Here is a 16097-nt window from a genome sequence, read left to right as displayed (position 1 = left end):
TTTAAAGTTTCGTTTGAAATTTATATGTTCCTGGTTCTGCTAAAACCTTGATTAGATTTTTATCAGAACTGATTAATTTTAAATTAGAAGTTTCAGTGAAATCGTTTCCGTTTACAAGTAAATTTTCTTTATTACCATAAGGAATTTGTACTTCTGCAGATGTGTTTGGTGGAATCACAATATCAAGAATAAAGGAATTACCTTCAATTTTCCATGATGATGATGCTTCTCCATAAGGTGTTTTTACACTTGCGAAAGCCGATTTCAAATACTCAACATTAGGTATTGGTGCCATTCTAATTTTCTTATATCCTGGCTCTAAAGAAGCGATTCCTGCAATACGCTCGTACATCCATTGGCCGATAGCACCGTAGGCATAGTGATTTAAACTATTCATGCTTTGTGGGTTATAGCCTTCGGCTTTACTATAACTATTCCAACGTTCCCACATGGTTGTTGCGCCTTGATTAATGGAATAAAACCAAGATGGGTAAGTTTCCTTGAATAGTATTTTATACATCAAATCTATTTCTCCCATATTATCTAAAACCTTAGGTAAAATAGGGGTGCCTAAAAATCCAGTTCCTAAATGGTAATCGGCTTTCTTAATTTCTTCAAGTAAATGCTGTTGTGCCTTGGGTTTGGTTTCTGTTTTTAACAAATCAAAATGTATGGCAAGTAAGTAGCTTGTTTGTGTTTGTTTATCATTATTATACCTTCCATTTTCGTCAAAAAACTGATTTTCAAATGCGTTAGCAATAGCTTTATATAAATCTTTATATTTCGTTTCATCTTCTGTTTTTCCTAAAACACCTGCTATTTTAGATACCAAATGCGCTGAATGTGCAAAAAAAGCAGTACTTATTAATTCTTTGGGGGTATCACCGCGATTTCCTTCTTTTCCCTCACCCGTTGGATAAGGTTGTAACCAATCTGCAAAAGAATGCATGTTGGGAATGTAATTTTCTGCTTTTGATTGATAGTAGCCAACCCATTTTTTTGCCGATTCATAACTCTCTTCAAGTACGGTGATATCACCTGTTATATTATAAATATCCCAAGGAATAATTACACAAGCATCGCCCCACCCTGAACTGGCATTTTTATTTTGAATAACATCTGGCACAATATAAGGCACCAAACCGTTTTTATGTTCAGATTGGTTTTCTCTTAAGCTTTGCAACCAAGCGGTCCAAAACGCATGAGTCTGGAAGTTAAATAATGAAGTTGGCGCAATTACTTGTGCATCGCCTGTCCACCCTAACCGTTCATCGCGTTGTGGACAATCAGTAGGGATATCAAAAAAGTTATCACGCAAACCCCAAGTGATATTGCTTTGCAGTTGGTTTAATTTTTCATGTGAAGATGAAAACACGCCATTTGATTGAAAATCTGAATGCTGTACAACTCCTTGAACCCAACTAGCATCTGGAGTCACATCTTTGTCATACCCACTTAATTCAACAAACTGAAATCCATGAAACGTGAATTTTGGTGTATACTCTACAATCCCATCTGTGGCAGAAATATAATAATCCGTGGATTGTGCTGAACGGTAATTTTGGGTATAAAATGTTCCGTCAGATAAAAGCATTTCTGAAAAACGAATTGTTAATGTATCCCCTTTTCTCATGGGCACTTTCACTTTTGGAATGCCTACAATATTCTGTTTTATATTAAAAATAGCTGAATTATCTTTTACTGAAACAATCTCGACATCATTAATAATTGTTTTATTCTTTACAGTGCTGTGGCGTTTTGGCTCTAGTTTAACAGCATCTGCTATTGATTCGGTTTCAACCTCTTCCCATGATGCATCATCAAAATTTGAAGTTGTCCAATTTGGCATTTCAAGATTGGCATCATAAGTTTCGCCATCATAAATGCTTGCCAACCTTATTGGTCCATTAGTTGTTCCTTTCCAACTTTCATCAGATAAAATGGTTTTCTTTGAACCATCTTTCATGGTTATTTCTAACTGACATAATATTTTAGGCGATGAAAAATTTTCATAAAGGGCAGTTCCTCTGCTAATTCTACCTGAATGCCAACCTGAAGCCAATTCAACAGCTAAGGCATTTTTACCTGTTTCCAAAAATCTTGTAACATCATAAGTAATGGTTTCAATACGATGATTATAGGGCGTCCAACCCGGAGGCATTACATCGTCGCTCACATTTTCACCATTTAAATGCACATCAAAAACGCCTTTTGCAGTGATATATAATCGTGCTGAAACTACCTCTGAAGCTAATTCAAATCCTTTTCTTAAATATTGAGGTCTGTGCATTAAAAACTTACGAACCCCTTTAATACTATCTTTTGCTGTATCTAAGCCAACCCATTGCGCTTTCCAATCGCTGTTTTTTAGCAATCCTAATTCAAATGAATTGATTTCACTGTAGTCTGAAACCTTATTATTTTGATTCCAGTACCGTACTTGCCAATATACTTTCTCACGAGAATCTAACTTTGTGCCAGCATATTTTATCCATGCCGATTGATTACTTTTTTGCTTTTTAGAATCCCATAAATCTGGATTGTTAGGAAGCAATTTTGGGTTTGAAGCAACCGCTATTTGATATGCTGATTGACTTTTTATAGTTTTAGAAATGGGCAATTTCCAAGAAAAAGTAGGTTGGGCATTATAAAAACCAATGGGGTTTATAAAACCTTCTGAAACCACTAATTCTTGAGGAATTAATAATTGTGCGCTACTTGAAAGCGTTACCAAAAAAACGAATGCACTGAATATTGAAAGCGATTTAAGCGTCATTTTTTTAGTATTTTTTTAAATAACTTGAATGGAACAAACAACCTCCTTTATTCCCTCAGGAAAAGCCACCATAATTGGCAACACTTCCATTCCGGGAACCTGATTGAATATGCGCTCTTTTAGAGATTTTTTAATTGCTAAAGGCACATTGGATTCCAAAACCACTATTCCTTCTTTTTTATGAATTTCAATTTTAGTATCTGAAACTTTTACAACTTTTTCACCCGTTGGTGAAATAACAGGCAGTACCAAAGTATCGCCGTTTGCTTCTGAAGATGTTCTTAAGGCTTTTATGGTTGTTTTTTCTTTATCAAACAAATAATTTAGTGCAAATGCGCCATCTGATTTTAAGGTCGCTTTATCTCTGTCAGTCAGTATTGTATTGACAGAAAAATTGATTTCTCCATTGAAATCTGTCACCGAAACTTTTGCCTTTAAATCTTGAATATTTGTATACCAAACGTTATCAACCATGCGCTCTACGCGTGGCGTTAAACAAAAGTCCTCACCCGGTTGTGGTTGTTGGTTGTATGGTTCTACTTCCATATATTCCACCATACTGGCGGTGAATAATGGTCCCACTTTTTCATGCCATAATACCGCTAACGAACCACCTGTAGCTGCTACCGAATATTTTTTCTTCCATATTTGGTCATAACTAGATACGGTATTTCGCCATGGACCTCTAGCGCCCAACCACACATCGAGTTCTGGAAAGTGTTTTACCCCATCATTCACTTTTCTTGGAATTGGTGTTTTCTTGTTTACGTTCTTTAATTTTTTAGAATTATCTAAAACAAACGCCACATTTTTAGCATGCGCAAACGTATGATGCATACAAGGCTTTTCGCCATAAGATTCGTAATGTAAACCACCAGCTAACAAACCATTTACCGTACATCGTTGTAATAATTCAGTGCTTAAAATAGCCGCGGTACCAAAAGCTGGATTTCTATCGGCTAACAACGTAAAGGCTGGTTGGCAACCATCGGTTGTTCTGCTTCCCCAATAAGTCCATTTATTTTGCCGTGTACCAAAACTGTTATCCCAAGCACCATCGGGCAACATAAATTCCAAATGGCCATTTAAGGACTCGGTAAGTAATTGTATTAACTTTTCATCTTTTTTATGCACCGCATATTGCACAACCCCATTTAAAGATTCTTCTACATTATAGCCAATATCAATGGGAAGTAAGCCTTTTTCACTTTTTTCATCATCTGGATGATCCTCACCATAGAGTAGCTTATTGGGTTCCGTTAAATATTTAGGAATCAAAAGCGCTAACTCATCACTTCTTTTTATATATTTTTCTTCATTAAAATAATCGCCTAAAAATGACAAAGCATAAATGGCGGTAAACCGGTAATTGATATGACTAAAATTGTCATCAAATTTTAAATAGACATACTCGATGGCCCGTTTTAAACGCGCTTCCCATTTTTGTTTCATTTCTTTTGAAAGCAGATGCCCGTGATGGTGCAGTGCTTCCCCTAAGGCGATTGAACCAAAAACAGTAGTTCCATTCCACGATTTTGGGTCTAACATATTGGTCCAACTACCATCGGGCAAATCGACGTTTACAGACCAATCCATTAATTTTATGGCGGCATCTAAGTATTTTTGTTCACCCGTTTTATCGGCCATATACATTAATGGATACACGGCATCGGTGCAACGCCCGTGGATATCTTCGCAAGCATGACAATATAAAGCCCCGTGTGTAACCGAATTATTTGGATCGTTAATTTGATCGCGTATCATAGCATCACACCATGTGGTTAACAGGTTTAATGATAACGCTTCAAAATCAGTCGTCCCTTTTAATTCTTCCTGTTTATGACCACTTCTACACGCATACATAGGCAATAGTAAACTAGCGCTTCCTATTGCAGTTAAATGCATAAAAGAACGTCTTTTCATGTTTTAAAAATTTAAATTTTTAATTTTTAATCTTTTTGTACAATTAGCACTAAAGATATGCCCGTATCATTTAAAATCTATCCTGCTCTAGTCGGGTTTAAATTGATGGGATCTGTGGTATCCATTAAATTAAGAAAAGTAATTTAATAAAAAAACCTGTGAAGCTAAGTTCACAGGTTGAATAAAAACATTACATTTTGGTCTTTTATTTTAAAACAAATTTGGTATAATAAGATTGACGTTCACTCGTTACTTTTACAAGATACATACCAGATTTAAATCGTCCATCATTCTCTATCAACAACTTACCATTTTCTAAAGTGTTTTTATAAATTATTTTACCTAACATATCGCTTATTACAATGTTAGCATTATTGGCATCTTTTAATGCTATGGTAAAACTTTTGCTTGCCGGATTTGGAAATACTTTTAAAGATACTTTTTCAAATGCTTTATCATTCACACTTAAGGTTGTAGATTCTACAATCCATTTAGACCTATCATCTGAAGTTGAAACATGTTCTATGATGCCGTTAACATTGTGATATATATAATTGGAACCATTTCGTGTTTGGAATTGATATGTGCCATCTGTACTATTATAAATAACCACAAATTGTTTGTCACTATCTTCTCTAGGCGCTGCAAAACCTGTATTAATAATATCGTTAGGAGGATTCCCTGCCGCTCTTAATATTCCCTTGTCCGATCTTTTACTTTCAATATTGTAATAATTCCCAGCTTTTACAAATTCCCATTCTTTATCTCCAGGAGCTACATTAGTACTATTATCACTTTCAACAACATCAGAGTCTACCGAATGCATGTATTTACCAGTTACAAAATTCTTGATGCGATAAATAGCGCCTGTTAAATCGGTTGGGTCGAACACTCTAAAATTTACTGTTATTTCTGGAGAGGAAACAGTCGCATTACTAGCGTTGTAAGCCACAGCCTGCACGGTATAATCACCAGCTGTACTAGGTGTCCAATCTATGGAATATGGAGCTGTTGTATCTTCGCCATAAAGAGCACCATTAACCTTAAATTCTACTTTAGAAATACTTCCGTTTTCATCTACAGCATCGGCTGAAATCTGTACCGTTTCACCAACATTGTAAATACTTCCATTACTGGGCGAGGATAAAGAAACTCTAAACGGGTCTTGAATAATATCTAAATCTATAATTTGCAAATAAAGTGGCAGTGCATTCCCCGAACCGTTTTCCATTAAGTAATAATACAGTTTGCCGTTTTTTATATAGATCTGTCCATGATCAAAAGTTCTTCCAGAAGTAGCTTCATAAACCCTCGTAAAATTATTAGTGCCTCCTTCGGCCTTTTCAACATATACACGACCTCCAGAGGTTAAACCTATGATAAAGATATTATCCCCAGATGTGTAAATTTCATCGGCACCTGAAAAGGCTTCCGACGTTATAAAATCGGTTGCTCCAGCAGGTTTATATGTGTGCAAATTTTTTGTTACACCAAATTGATTATCTCTAACCCTACTAATTATATGAACGTCTCCCTGTTCAGTAACCGTCCAATCAAAACCACTAACAATACTTATGGAGTTTGCATTGGTACCTTGAACATAATCCCCTGGCTCCATAACTTTTATAAAATCAGCGTCATATAACGGTAAAGCAAAACTTTGCCCTTGGTGGTTTTTCCAACCTGTAAAACCGTTTTGGTCATCGGAATAGGCATAATACACCCCATTTTGATATTCGTACTTATCTGTATTATTGGCTGATCTTTTCTGAAAACCGATACGCATTTTTCTGTTTACATACTTAATATCTCCATAAAGACCCCAATTATAAGTTATCCCTGGTTGATTCTTGGCATTTAATACATTGAATTGTGTGAAACTAGACCAGGTAGAGTTACTGGCATTGTATTTAGAAAATTTATAGGCACCATTATTATTACCACCTTCACGCATGTACATAAATAAATCGCCCATATCGTTTAAGAAAAATTTAGGATACGTTAGTGCCGAAAAATTGCTATAATCCACACCACCGTTAAGGCTTAAATGCTTATAGCCTCCGGTTGAATTTTGAACAAACTTATCGAGGGTGAAGTCTACATCAGGAAGCGCTGCAGCATTTGCGATAGAATAGGAATACCTAAAATAATCGTTACTTAAACTACCATCTGAAGGCCTATTGTTATCATAAGAATGCATATCGTACAATAAATGAATGGTTCCATTTATTGGGCTTACACCTACAGCTATGGTGTTGTGAGATTCTCCAATCCAATATTTGTTTTGATATCCAGTGTGACGATGCGGAAACTCGATAGTTGCCATGGTGCCAGTAATGGTATTGTAACGAGTTAGCATCACATTACGTTCGGATTTACCACCTTTATACCATGTCATAAAAACAAATTCGTTATAGGTTTTTATGCAATCGCCATGAGCTGAAATATTTCGACCGAAATAAAAGTCATAGGGAGCAGAATCCCCTGCATTAGCAGCACCCGATGAAACTTGAGTACCATCGAAATGCAAGCCAAAATCGGTGATTTTAATTTCGTTTTCTAAAGTTACTTGAGCTTGTAATACTTGTATACCAAACAAGAGGAGACAAGTAGATATTAATGCTACATATTTACTAATAACAAGGTAATTTCTTTTCATAGTTCTTTTCTTTTAGCAATAAACTTCATAAAGATAGTTAGATAAGAATCGAAATATGTCCTGTTCTGTACTGCTAAGGTAGATTCAAATTTAAGAAGCAGCCTAATTATTCCATATAAAACACCTCTTCTAAAGGAATTGACACAGGCGAATTATCTGGGTTTACTTCCATAATATCTGCCATAAAATCCCACCATTTTTTTACAATGGGGTTATTAGCCAAATCTTGAGACCCTCCAGTACCTGATACTTTTTGAAATGCGAAAAGTGTGCTTGTTTCTTCATCTAAAAAAATAGAATATTCACTTACGCCGTTATCTTTCAATAGTTTTTTAAGTTCTGGCCATATCTCATTATGACGCTTAGTATAGGCTTCTTTTTGCCCTTTATTCAGTTTCATTTTAAAAGCAAGTCGTTGCATAATATAAAATTTGTATTTATTTTTTGTTCGAAGAATCATCTAGGTAACGCAGCAATATTGTTTTCACATCACTAACGGTACCTTCTTTTAGTCCACCATTTGTTGCACCTGTAATCCAGTAAAGAACCATGCCTGCATCAGAGCAATCCCAATAGCCTTTTTGAAACTTAACGACATCATCCACTTCAGCCATTTTTCCCATTAGCCACACAAATTGCATGCGGTGGTCGGTATGGTTTTTTGCCCAATCCCATTCAGATTCTTTTACCTTTAAATATGTATTTTGGTCTGGGATACGAACTTCTTCAATACCAAAATCTAAAATATCTTGCCACTTGTAAAAATCGCCGGCATTATCATTAGCAGGATGATGCGTAATCACCTTCACGAATTTAAGTTTTTCCTTTTCCGAAGCCTTTAAAGCAAACCCTATAATATCGGGTTCTCCGGCCTCTACAATCCAGAGTGGGTCTATTTGAGTTGAGGCATTAATGGCTTTTACCAAATCTTTAATAGTCTGGTCCAATTGCCATTTAGCATCTAAAAACGTAATATGCTCAAATCCACCCCAGCGTCTGGCTGTACCATCGCAAGCGGTTTGCATCATAGCATGACGCTCTTTTTCGGCCGCCTCAGAAATTCTATGTAGCACTACTAAATCGCAACTATGTGAATAATGCACTAATCGATTTTCTAGACCTGCCGCACGTAATAAGGCCAAAGATACGGCGGTACCACCCAAATCGTCTGGATCTGGGGAATTACCATCTGCGACAATGGCGATACGACCCGAAGGCGGATTTATGGTTTGCGACGTCGCAAACAAGACACTGAAAAGAATACTTATGAATGTTATAATTGATTTGTTCATCTTTAAAATTTAAAAATTAGGTCATTATTACGCTATTTATGGTGCTTCAACTTTTGGAAATGTCGTTGGTGAAATACCTTGTGAAACCATTGATTCTGGCCCCTCTGCTTCGGGACTATAATCAACATTGGTTGTTAAAATAAATTTATCGAATTCAAAACCGTCTTCGCGCATACTAAATTGAATTTCGTGTAGTCCAGGTTTCTCAATATTCAAATAAATTTGATTTGGCACACCACAATGAAACTCTTTAGTCCGTTGTTTACTATCCCATGTCCATTGTTCTTTACCATCGCACCATTGCATACGTTGTCCGTGCTCGGGCCAAGTTCCGTTTAATCCAACGTGCAAACCATTATCTTCGCTACCTGTTGAAAATGCTCTTACCCAAACGTAATAGCGTCCTGGGGTATTTATCTTTACCTTATAATGCACAACAGCCATGAGTCCTGGCTCGTTTGTAAAATTTTCACCAGGAACTATTTTATCGGCATGGGTTACGCGCTCATCTGGTAAAATTTCAATATATGCGTTTTTACTGGCACCGAAACCATGTTGATCGTCCTCATCGCGTCCAACACGAGGAGTTTCTTCTTTTGATGTTCGATACCATGCCCTAATTTCAGATTTACTTTGCTTATAAAAATGTTCAGCTTCAACAGCCAAAAGTCCTTCTTTTTCTTCAAACACAAGCTCTTCGGAAACTATGGGAGCATTAAACTTTGCAGATTGCCCTTGTACTAATTGTCCAAATAGGACTATTAGTATGGTTATCTTTAATATTTGGCCAACTCTATGCATTAAGCTTTATTAATAACATTACAAATATGCTTGAAACATCTATAAAAACTACTTCGTCTATATTTATTAATTCTTAAAATTCTTTAATAAAATTTCTTCAGTCTTACTCGGTTTATAGCCAATGCGATGTGCATTAACAAGTATTTGTGATGTTTCAGAAAGCGATAAAGGCTGGCTATAAACACTCCATGTTTTTGGATATGTGCCATCGCTATTCTTTATTTTATATCCAATGGATGCTCCTTGGGTTTCACAGGTTATAGCAATCTTACCTTGTGAATATTGAATTTTAGGACTTGTTGTTACGGGTTGGTTTTCATTCCCATTCCATAATTTTTTGATAAGTTCTCTTTCGGGCATGCTTGGTGTATCTTTAATATCTTCTAACCACCTATCCATCTCTGTTCTTAATTCCTGTATCTTTTGGGAATATGCAGGATTATTGGCTAGATTGTTAAGCTCGTGCGGATCTGCTAGACAATCAAACAATTCTTCTTCGGGTTTGCTATTTCGAAACCATTGCATTTGAATATCATTTAATTTTTCTTCATCACGCAAACTCAACAATTCCTTCATGGTAGGAATCTGTTCTCGATAGCTAAGTGGCAGGTAATAGCCTTGTTCTGGTCTGTAATTTCTAATATATTTAAACTGCTTATCGCGAACGGCTCTAATAACATCGGTTACTTCATCAAAACGATCTGCTGCTCCGTGAATATAATTTCTGCTGTTTCTAGATTTATAATTACCCAAAAAAGCCTGTCCTTGCATATACGGAAGCGGGTCTTTGCCCGTTAATGAAAGTAAGGTAGGAGCAAAATCTACAAAACTAATCAACTGGTCGTCTTTAGTTCCTGCATTCATTTTTTTTGGAAAACGAATTATCATAGGGGTATTTAATCCTGAGTCATAAATTAAACGTTTCCCCCTTGGAAGTGGTCCGCCATGGTCGCCATAAAAGAAAATAATGGTGTTTTCTAGCAAGCCATCGTCTTCTAGTTGCTTTAAAATGGCTCCCACTTGTTTATCCATTTCTGCTATATTATTGTATAGCTTCCACATATCTCTTCTTACAACTTCATTATCTGGCAAATAAGGCGGAATTTTAAACTTAGTATCTTTTGGCAAGTGTACTGGTGTTTCTTCCTCCGTCATGTTACCGGATTTCCATTTATAATTAGTATCACCCGCTTTATAATGTCTGTTTTCAATGTGCCTAAAACCATAGGGCTCGAATAAACCAGATTCGTGCGTGTCTGTGAAATTAAAAACAGCATAAAATGGTTGATTATCATTTCTGTTACGCCAATGGGCATACGGACTACTTTCATCCCAAGCGGTTTCGGGCGCCTTAAATTGGTAATCTTCTTTGTAATTATTAGAGCAATAATAACCATTCATTCGAAGTAACTCACTTATCATTTTTACATCTGAAGGAGGCACTGCTTCATAGGCTGGCAAACCTGTTACTTCGGTATAAGAATTAACGCGCATATGATTAGCTCCAATACTTGTTGGATACATACCCGTTGCGATGGCAGCTCTACTTGGCGCACAAACACCCGAGGTTGAATATACATTTGGATAAATAACCCCTTCATTCGCCAAACGTGTTAGATTGGGTGTTGGAACCGTTAAGTCTCCAAATGGCGGTATGTAGGCGCCCATATCTTCAGTTACCAACCACAATATATTTGGTTTTTCTGTTGGATTTTTCGTGTCATCTGTTTCAGCTTTTTTAGTTTCGCCTACCTTCGTTTGACAAGAACTAAACAACAAACAAATCAATACAACAGTAAGAATATTTGGCTTATTGATTATATTTTTTATCATTATCTCGTTATTTTTTTTGCCATTACCACATACATTCTAGCTTCTTTTGGAGTTTCTCCATCGCTATTCCCAGACATTACAACGCTTTCTCCAGCCTTAACTTCACGTTTGAAGATAGACATCGTAACATCACCTAATTTAAAATCGTCTCCTGTATCTTCAAACTCATCTTTTAAAAATTGTGGTCTGGGTACACGGTCATCATGACCTACATACAAGGTCATATCATCGGCTGCAATAAATTGAAGTAAATCTCGCGCCCAATAACGACTATCTGAATTAGGCATTCGTACATATTCGCATCCAACTAAATACTTTGGAATTACGGTGTAGTTATACGGAAGGTCTGTATACGCCTTTTTACCCCAAAACACATTGGTTCTTAATACCGCGGGCGAATCTCCGGTATAACTAAACTTTTTAAAGAGTAAACTTTTATTACTCACACCTGCCTCACCTACCGGAATTTTAGGTGTATGTGCTGGTAATGGTTCTTCTTTTGCTACGACGTTATAAACTTGTGGCATTTCTGAACTGAGACCATCTTTAAATTTCACTTTTTTAGATGCTATTTCTAAAGTTGCAGAAGGTAAACCATCACGTTTTGCTGTAATTTTAACTTTACCTGATTTTAACAAAGAACGAATTGCCACGCGGTTTATACCACATTCTGTATCTAAATAAAGGTTATTAGTAGAGTTTTCTTTACCACTGTTATAACCACCTCGCCAAATACCTGCACCCGAAAACGTAAAATCAATACGTCCTTTATCTAAAGGACATCTATTGCCATCTTTATCTACTACTTCTACATCGATAAGCGCTACATCCGATCCATCGGCTAACCAACCTTTAGGTCCCGTAATGGGTGTTAACTTAATAGCAACAGGTTCGCCAATCGTGTTTTTAACTTGTGAAGTTCTTAAGACATTATCAATAAAACCTTCCGCTCTAATTTCGCCCGATTTCCATGTTACCTTATCAAATTTATACACGTATCCATTATCTGGTATAGAGTCGATTCCTATTAATTCATTGTTTACAAAAAGTTTTACTGCTGCACAATTAGAAATCACGTAAATAGGTTTTGTAGTGTCTTTATCATAATTCCAGTGCCCAACAATATGCACTTGTGGCTCTGGTCGCCACATAGATTTTAAAGCATAAAAGGCTTCTTTAGGTAAGCGAACGCCATCAACTTCGCCACTGGCTCTTGTTACTTCGGTAGGACATCTTCCACCATGCGGTCCATCGGAAAAAATCCAATTGGCTCCACCACTATGATAAGGCTTCTTGCCCATTTTATTCCACCAATGATCTGCTTGTTTTACGGCAAATTCTTCAGAAGCTAATTTATAAGTATTACGATCTAAATTAGGGTGGTTAAAGAAATTATCGTCTCTTGAAAATTCATCCCACACACGACGCGGTGATTCATCACGACAATATTCACTTTCTATTAATGGTAAATCTGGATATTCTCCTTCCCAACCTTCGGTTCCAATTTCGATGCTGATATATTTTTCGGAAGCCTCCGCATTGTCGGCACGTCTGTTGCCCATTAAGCGCTTTCCGTTCGGGTCGAACGTATTTATGATATCTAATATTTGTTCATAATGTTCTGCGGATTCTGCCCAATTGCCACCTTCCCAAATAAAAATGGATGGATTGTTACGATAGTAAACAATCATATCGCGAAACGCTGCAATACGGATGTCCCAGGTCTCGCCCTCGTCTTCAGATTCACCCGATACCCCAGGCATTAAAGTTACGAAACCGTATTTATCGCCCATGGCAATTTCTGAAGGAGATCCGGCACAATGCCCCCAACGTATAAAATTGCCACCTGCTTCATCCATCAATTGATAGGTGAAATCGCGTAACCAATCTGGCAATGCCGCTCCTAATCCTGCCCAACTGTTGGTTGGTTTTTGTCCCCAACCATGTAGTTTAGCATACTCACCATTGATATGAAATCCGGTGTCTTTATTAAACTCAAAACTTCTTATCCCTAAGGGTGTTTCGTAAGTATCTAAAACCTTATTGTTTTCCTTTACCGAAGTAATTACTTTGTACATATAAGGATTTCTAGTAAACCAAAGTTTTGGGTTTTCAATTGCTAATTGTGCATCAAAAATCAATTTTTTATTTCCGCCTATAACATGACTATTCGAAACTTTTTTAACGACATTGCCTGCTGCATCAACAATATGGTTTTCAATAACTATATTTTTTTGATTGTTGTATTCGTTAATTATTTCGGTCTTTACAGTTACATCGGCGTGATTTTTACTAATATTTTCAGCATACACATAGGTACCTACTGTCTTTAAATTATCATATAAAGGTAAGGTTATGTGTAAAGGATCTAAGGCATGTAAAAATACATTTCGATAAATACCACCATGAATTGGATGCCAGTGCTCATGATTCCAAACCAATGGGAAATTATTTCTAAAGTCATCACCTCTATCGTTATTCACTTTTACGGCAATAACGTTTTCCTCATTATATTTTAAATAGGGTGTTAAATCGTAACCGAAAGGAATAAATCCGGTTTGATTTTTCCCTAGATACGTACCATTTATATAAACATCGGCTATTTGACGCACCGATTCAAACTCTATAAAAATCTTTTTTCCTTTGTCTGATTTTGGAAGTTTAAAATGTTTTCTGTACCAAACGGTTCCGCGCCATTGATTTGACTCGCCATAATGACCGCCCTTACTGTAATCATCAAAAGTATCGACATCGTTAAATGTATGCGGACAACTTACGCTTGCCCATGATGCATCGTTAAAATTAACAGCCTCTGCATTGGCGGGATTTTCTTTTATGAATTTCCAATCTAGGTTGAAGTTATACTTTGACCTATTGCCTTTGGATAAATCTTTTTCAAGTTCTTGTGAATTAGAAAAATTAGCAAAAAAACTTGACAAAATAAAGGTTACTACTAGGTTATAAATTTTTAAATTACTCATTAATTCATATTTAATTATTGTAATAAATATTGTGCGCAAATGTTATTTGGCTTTAGGTCCATCATAATCGTAGGTAAACCAATCAACATCAATATAACCGGCATCTTCTTTTTCATTCCATGAAAAGAAACCTAATCGATCTCCAGTCCATTTACCAAAAGCAATTGTAAAAACAGGTCCAAATCGTTTAAAGGTTTTTCCATCTAAACTATATTCATAATTGGCTTGATTGCTCGTATTTGAAGTTCTTACATATAAATCGTTTCCTGCTATTTCTGGACCTTCGGTTTTAACACCCATAGGATCCATGAAAAACAATTTTTTCTTGCCATCTTCACTCACATTAACTCCTAATAAATTAAAAGCACCTCCATATCTAACAAATCCGGCTAATTGATGTGGTTGCATTCCAGAAAGATCAAATTTAGCTACCGATGTACCAGTGGTAATCCCCATAATACGCTGACTTAAGGTATTGCAAGCTCTCCAAAAATCGGAATCTGACCCATCGTTATTTGTCCATTGATTTATGTTAGGCCCATATCCCTTTTCGTTTGGTAAAACCTTACTTGCTTTTAATCGTAGCCACCCTGTTCTCTCGGTTAACGACCAATGCGTATTTCTTGGATTGTGATTCCATTCCCATTGTGCTCCTAATGTTGCTTTTGAAAAATCATCATCGGTACTTGGAGCTTCTATAGGATATCCATCTATTGGTTTTTTATATTGTTTCACGGGCTCCCCGATACCATCATTATCTTCATCAACCCCTATTATTGGCCAACCATCTACCCAAGTTACAGGCTCTAAACATTGTGGCCTTCCTTGAAAAGGAATGTCATCATTTTGAATTAATTGATGCATATACCACCAAGATTTGTCGGGTGCTTGTATTAAAGCGCCTTGGCTACAACTACGATTATTAAAAGCTGTTCCTTTTTCTAAAACAGTACGCACTTCATATGGCCCATAAATATCATTCGTTTTTGACCTCAATACAATTTGCTTTCGATCGTTTTTTGGATTTTTAACACCTGGTAACGTAGCGTTATCTCCCATGGTCCATTGCGCCAAAAATATATACCATTTACCTTCTATCTTATACATTTTAGCTGCCTCTGCACCCATTCCAGTATACACCAACTTCCCTTTACTAAGAATTTTTGTGCCATCCCAACTCATTTCATAAATTCTGTTCTCATTACCCTCAATGGTGTTCTCAGGACTTTTTTGTTTGCCCGCTGTGTTTATAATGATAAAAGCTTTATGTGTTTCTTCATCCCATATGACTGCTGGATCGTCTAAAACTTCCGACTTAGGAAGCATCATAATGGGCTTACTCCATGGACCCGCAATATCCTTGGCGGTACTTACCATTAAACCATGTTGATAATCTATTTGATAACAATACCATGTACCTTCATGATACGCCAAATCTCCGGCCCATACACCAAAAGAGTAGCCATTCATTCTATCCCAATTATATTCAGGTGCCCATGACAAACTTTCAAACACGTGCCCAACATTGGTCCAGTTCACCATATCTTTTGATTTCAAAATAGGCATACCTGGAGACATGTGCTGTTTAGAGGTGATCATGTAATAGGTATCACCTACTTGTTCAATATCTGAATCTGGATAGTCGGCATTTAATATCGGATTGATGTAAGTTCCATCTCCTTGATCTCCCCAGCTTCCTGTCTTAGCTTGAGCAAGTTCATTATTATCACTTGACTTTTGTTTTTTTTGTTCTGTTTTACATCCAAAACAAATGACTACTATAATTAGAAAAAATGATTTTAAAAAATTCATGTTTAGTTTAATAATTATGA

Annotated in this window: 9 protein-coding genes; all 9 read right to left on the bottom strand. The window is 36.5% G+C overall.

Annotation, left to right across the window (positions count from 1 at the left end; translation table 11 throughout):
* Nucleotide 1: 1 nt before the first annotated feature.
* On the bottom strand, nucleotides 2-2776 hold the full coding sequence (locus ACFQ0I_RS07865) for a family 78 glycoside hydrolase catalytic domain (protein WP_379940998.1): 2775 nt from the start codon (nucleotides 2774-2776) through the stop codon (nucleotides 2-4).
* 15 nt (nucleotides 2777-2791) lie between these two features.
* Nucleotides 2792-4699: a hypothetical protein gene (locus ACFQ0I_RS07860; RefSeq protein WP_379940996.1), complete on the bottom strand. Its 1908-nt coding sequence runs from the start codon at nucleotides 4697-4699 to the stop codon at nucleotides 2792-2794.
* A 205-nt stretch (nucleotides 4700-4904) separates the two neighbouring features.
* Nucleotides 4905-7358: a T9SS type A sorting domain-containing protein gene (locus ACFQ0I_RS07855; RefSeq protein WP_379940994.1), complete on the bottom strand. Its 2454-nt coding sequence runs from the start codon at nucleotides 7356-7358 to the stop codon at nucleotides 4905-4907.
* A 106-nt stretch (nucleotides 7359-7464) separates the two neighbouring features.
* Nucleotides 7465-7779: an L-rhamnose mutarotase gene (gene rhaM, locus ACFQ0I_RS07850; protein WP_379940993.1), complete on the bottom strand. Its 315-nt coding sequence runs from the start codon at nucleotides 7777-7779 to the stop codon at nucleotides 7465-7467.
* A 16-nt stretch (nucleotides 7780-7795) separates the two neighbouring features.
* Nucleotides 7796-8650, bottom strand: a complete 855-nt coding sequence (locus ACFQ0I_RS07845; RefSeq protein WP_379940991.1) for a hypothetical protein — start codon at nucleotides 8648-8650, stop codon at nucleotides 7796-7798.
* Nucleotides 8651-8686: 36 nt separating this feature from the next.
* On the bottom strand, nucleotides 8687-9451 hold the full coding sequence (locus tag ACFQ0I_RS07840; protein WP_379940989.1) for a hypothetical protein: 765 nt from the start codon (nucleotides 9449-9451) through the stop codon (nucleotides 8687-8689).
* 66 nt (nucleotides 9452-9517) lie between these two features.
* Nucleotides 9518-11284, bottom strand: a complete 1767-nt coding sequence (locus ACFQ0I_RS07835) for a sulfatase-like hydrolase/transferase (protein ID WP_379940987.1) — start codon at nucleotides 11282-11284, stop codon at nucleotides 9518-9520.
* Complete coding sequence (locus ACFQ0I_RS07830) at nucleotides 11284-14265, bottom strand: sugar-binding domain-containing protein (protein WP_379940986.1); 2982 nt, start codon at nucleotides 14263-14265, stop codon at nucleotides 11284-11286. Before ACFQ0I_RS07830 ends, ACFQ0I_RS07835 begins: the two co-directional genes overlap by 1 nt.
* Before the next feature lie 42 nt (nucleotides 14266-14307).
* The gene (locus ACFQ0I_RS07825; protein WP_379940984.1) at nucleotides 14308-16077 is read right to left on the bottom strand and encodes a glycoside hydrolase family 43 protein; all 1770 of its coding nucleotides are present in this window, start codon (nucleotides 16075-16077) and stop codon (nucleotides 14308-14310) included.
* Between the last annotated feature and the right edge of the window lie 20 nt (nucleotides 16078-16097).

The sequence above is a fragment of the Mariniflexile aquimaris genome (genome assembly GCF_042676825.1).
In the GTDB taxonomy this organism is placed as follows: Bacteria; Bacteroidota; Bacteroidia; order Flavobacteriales; family Flavobacteriaceae; genus Mariniflexile; species Mariniflexile aquimaris.
Note: the sequence above shows the minus strand (reverse complement) of the source record. Positions and strands in the feature narration are given on the sequence as shown.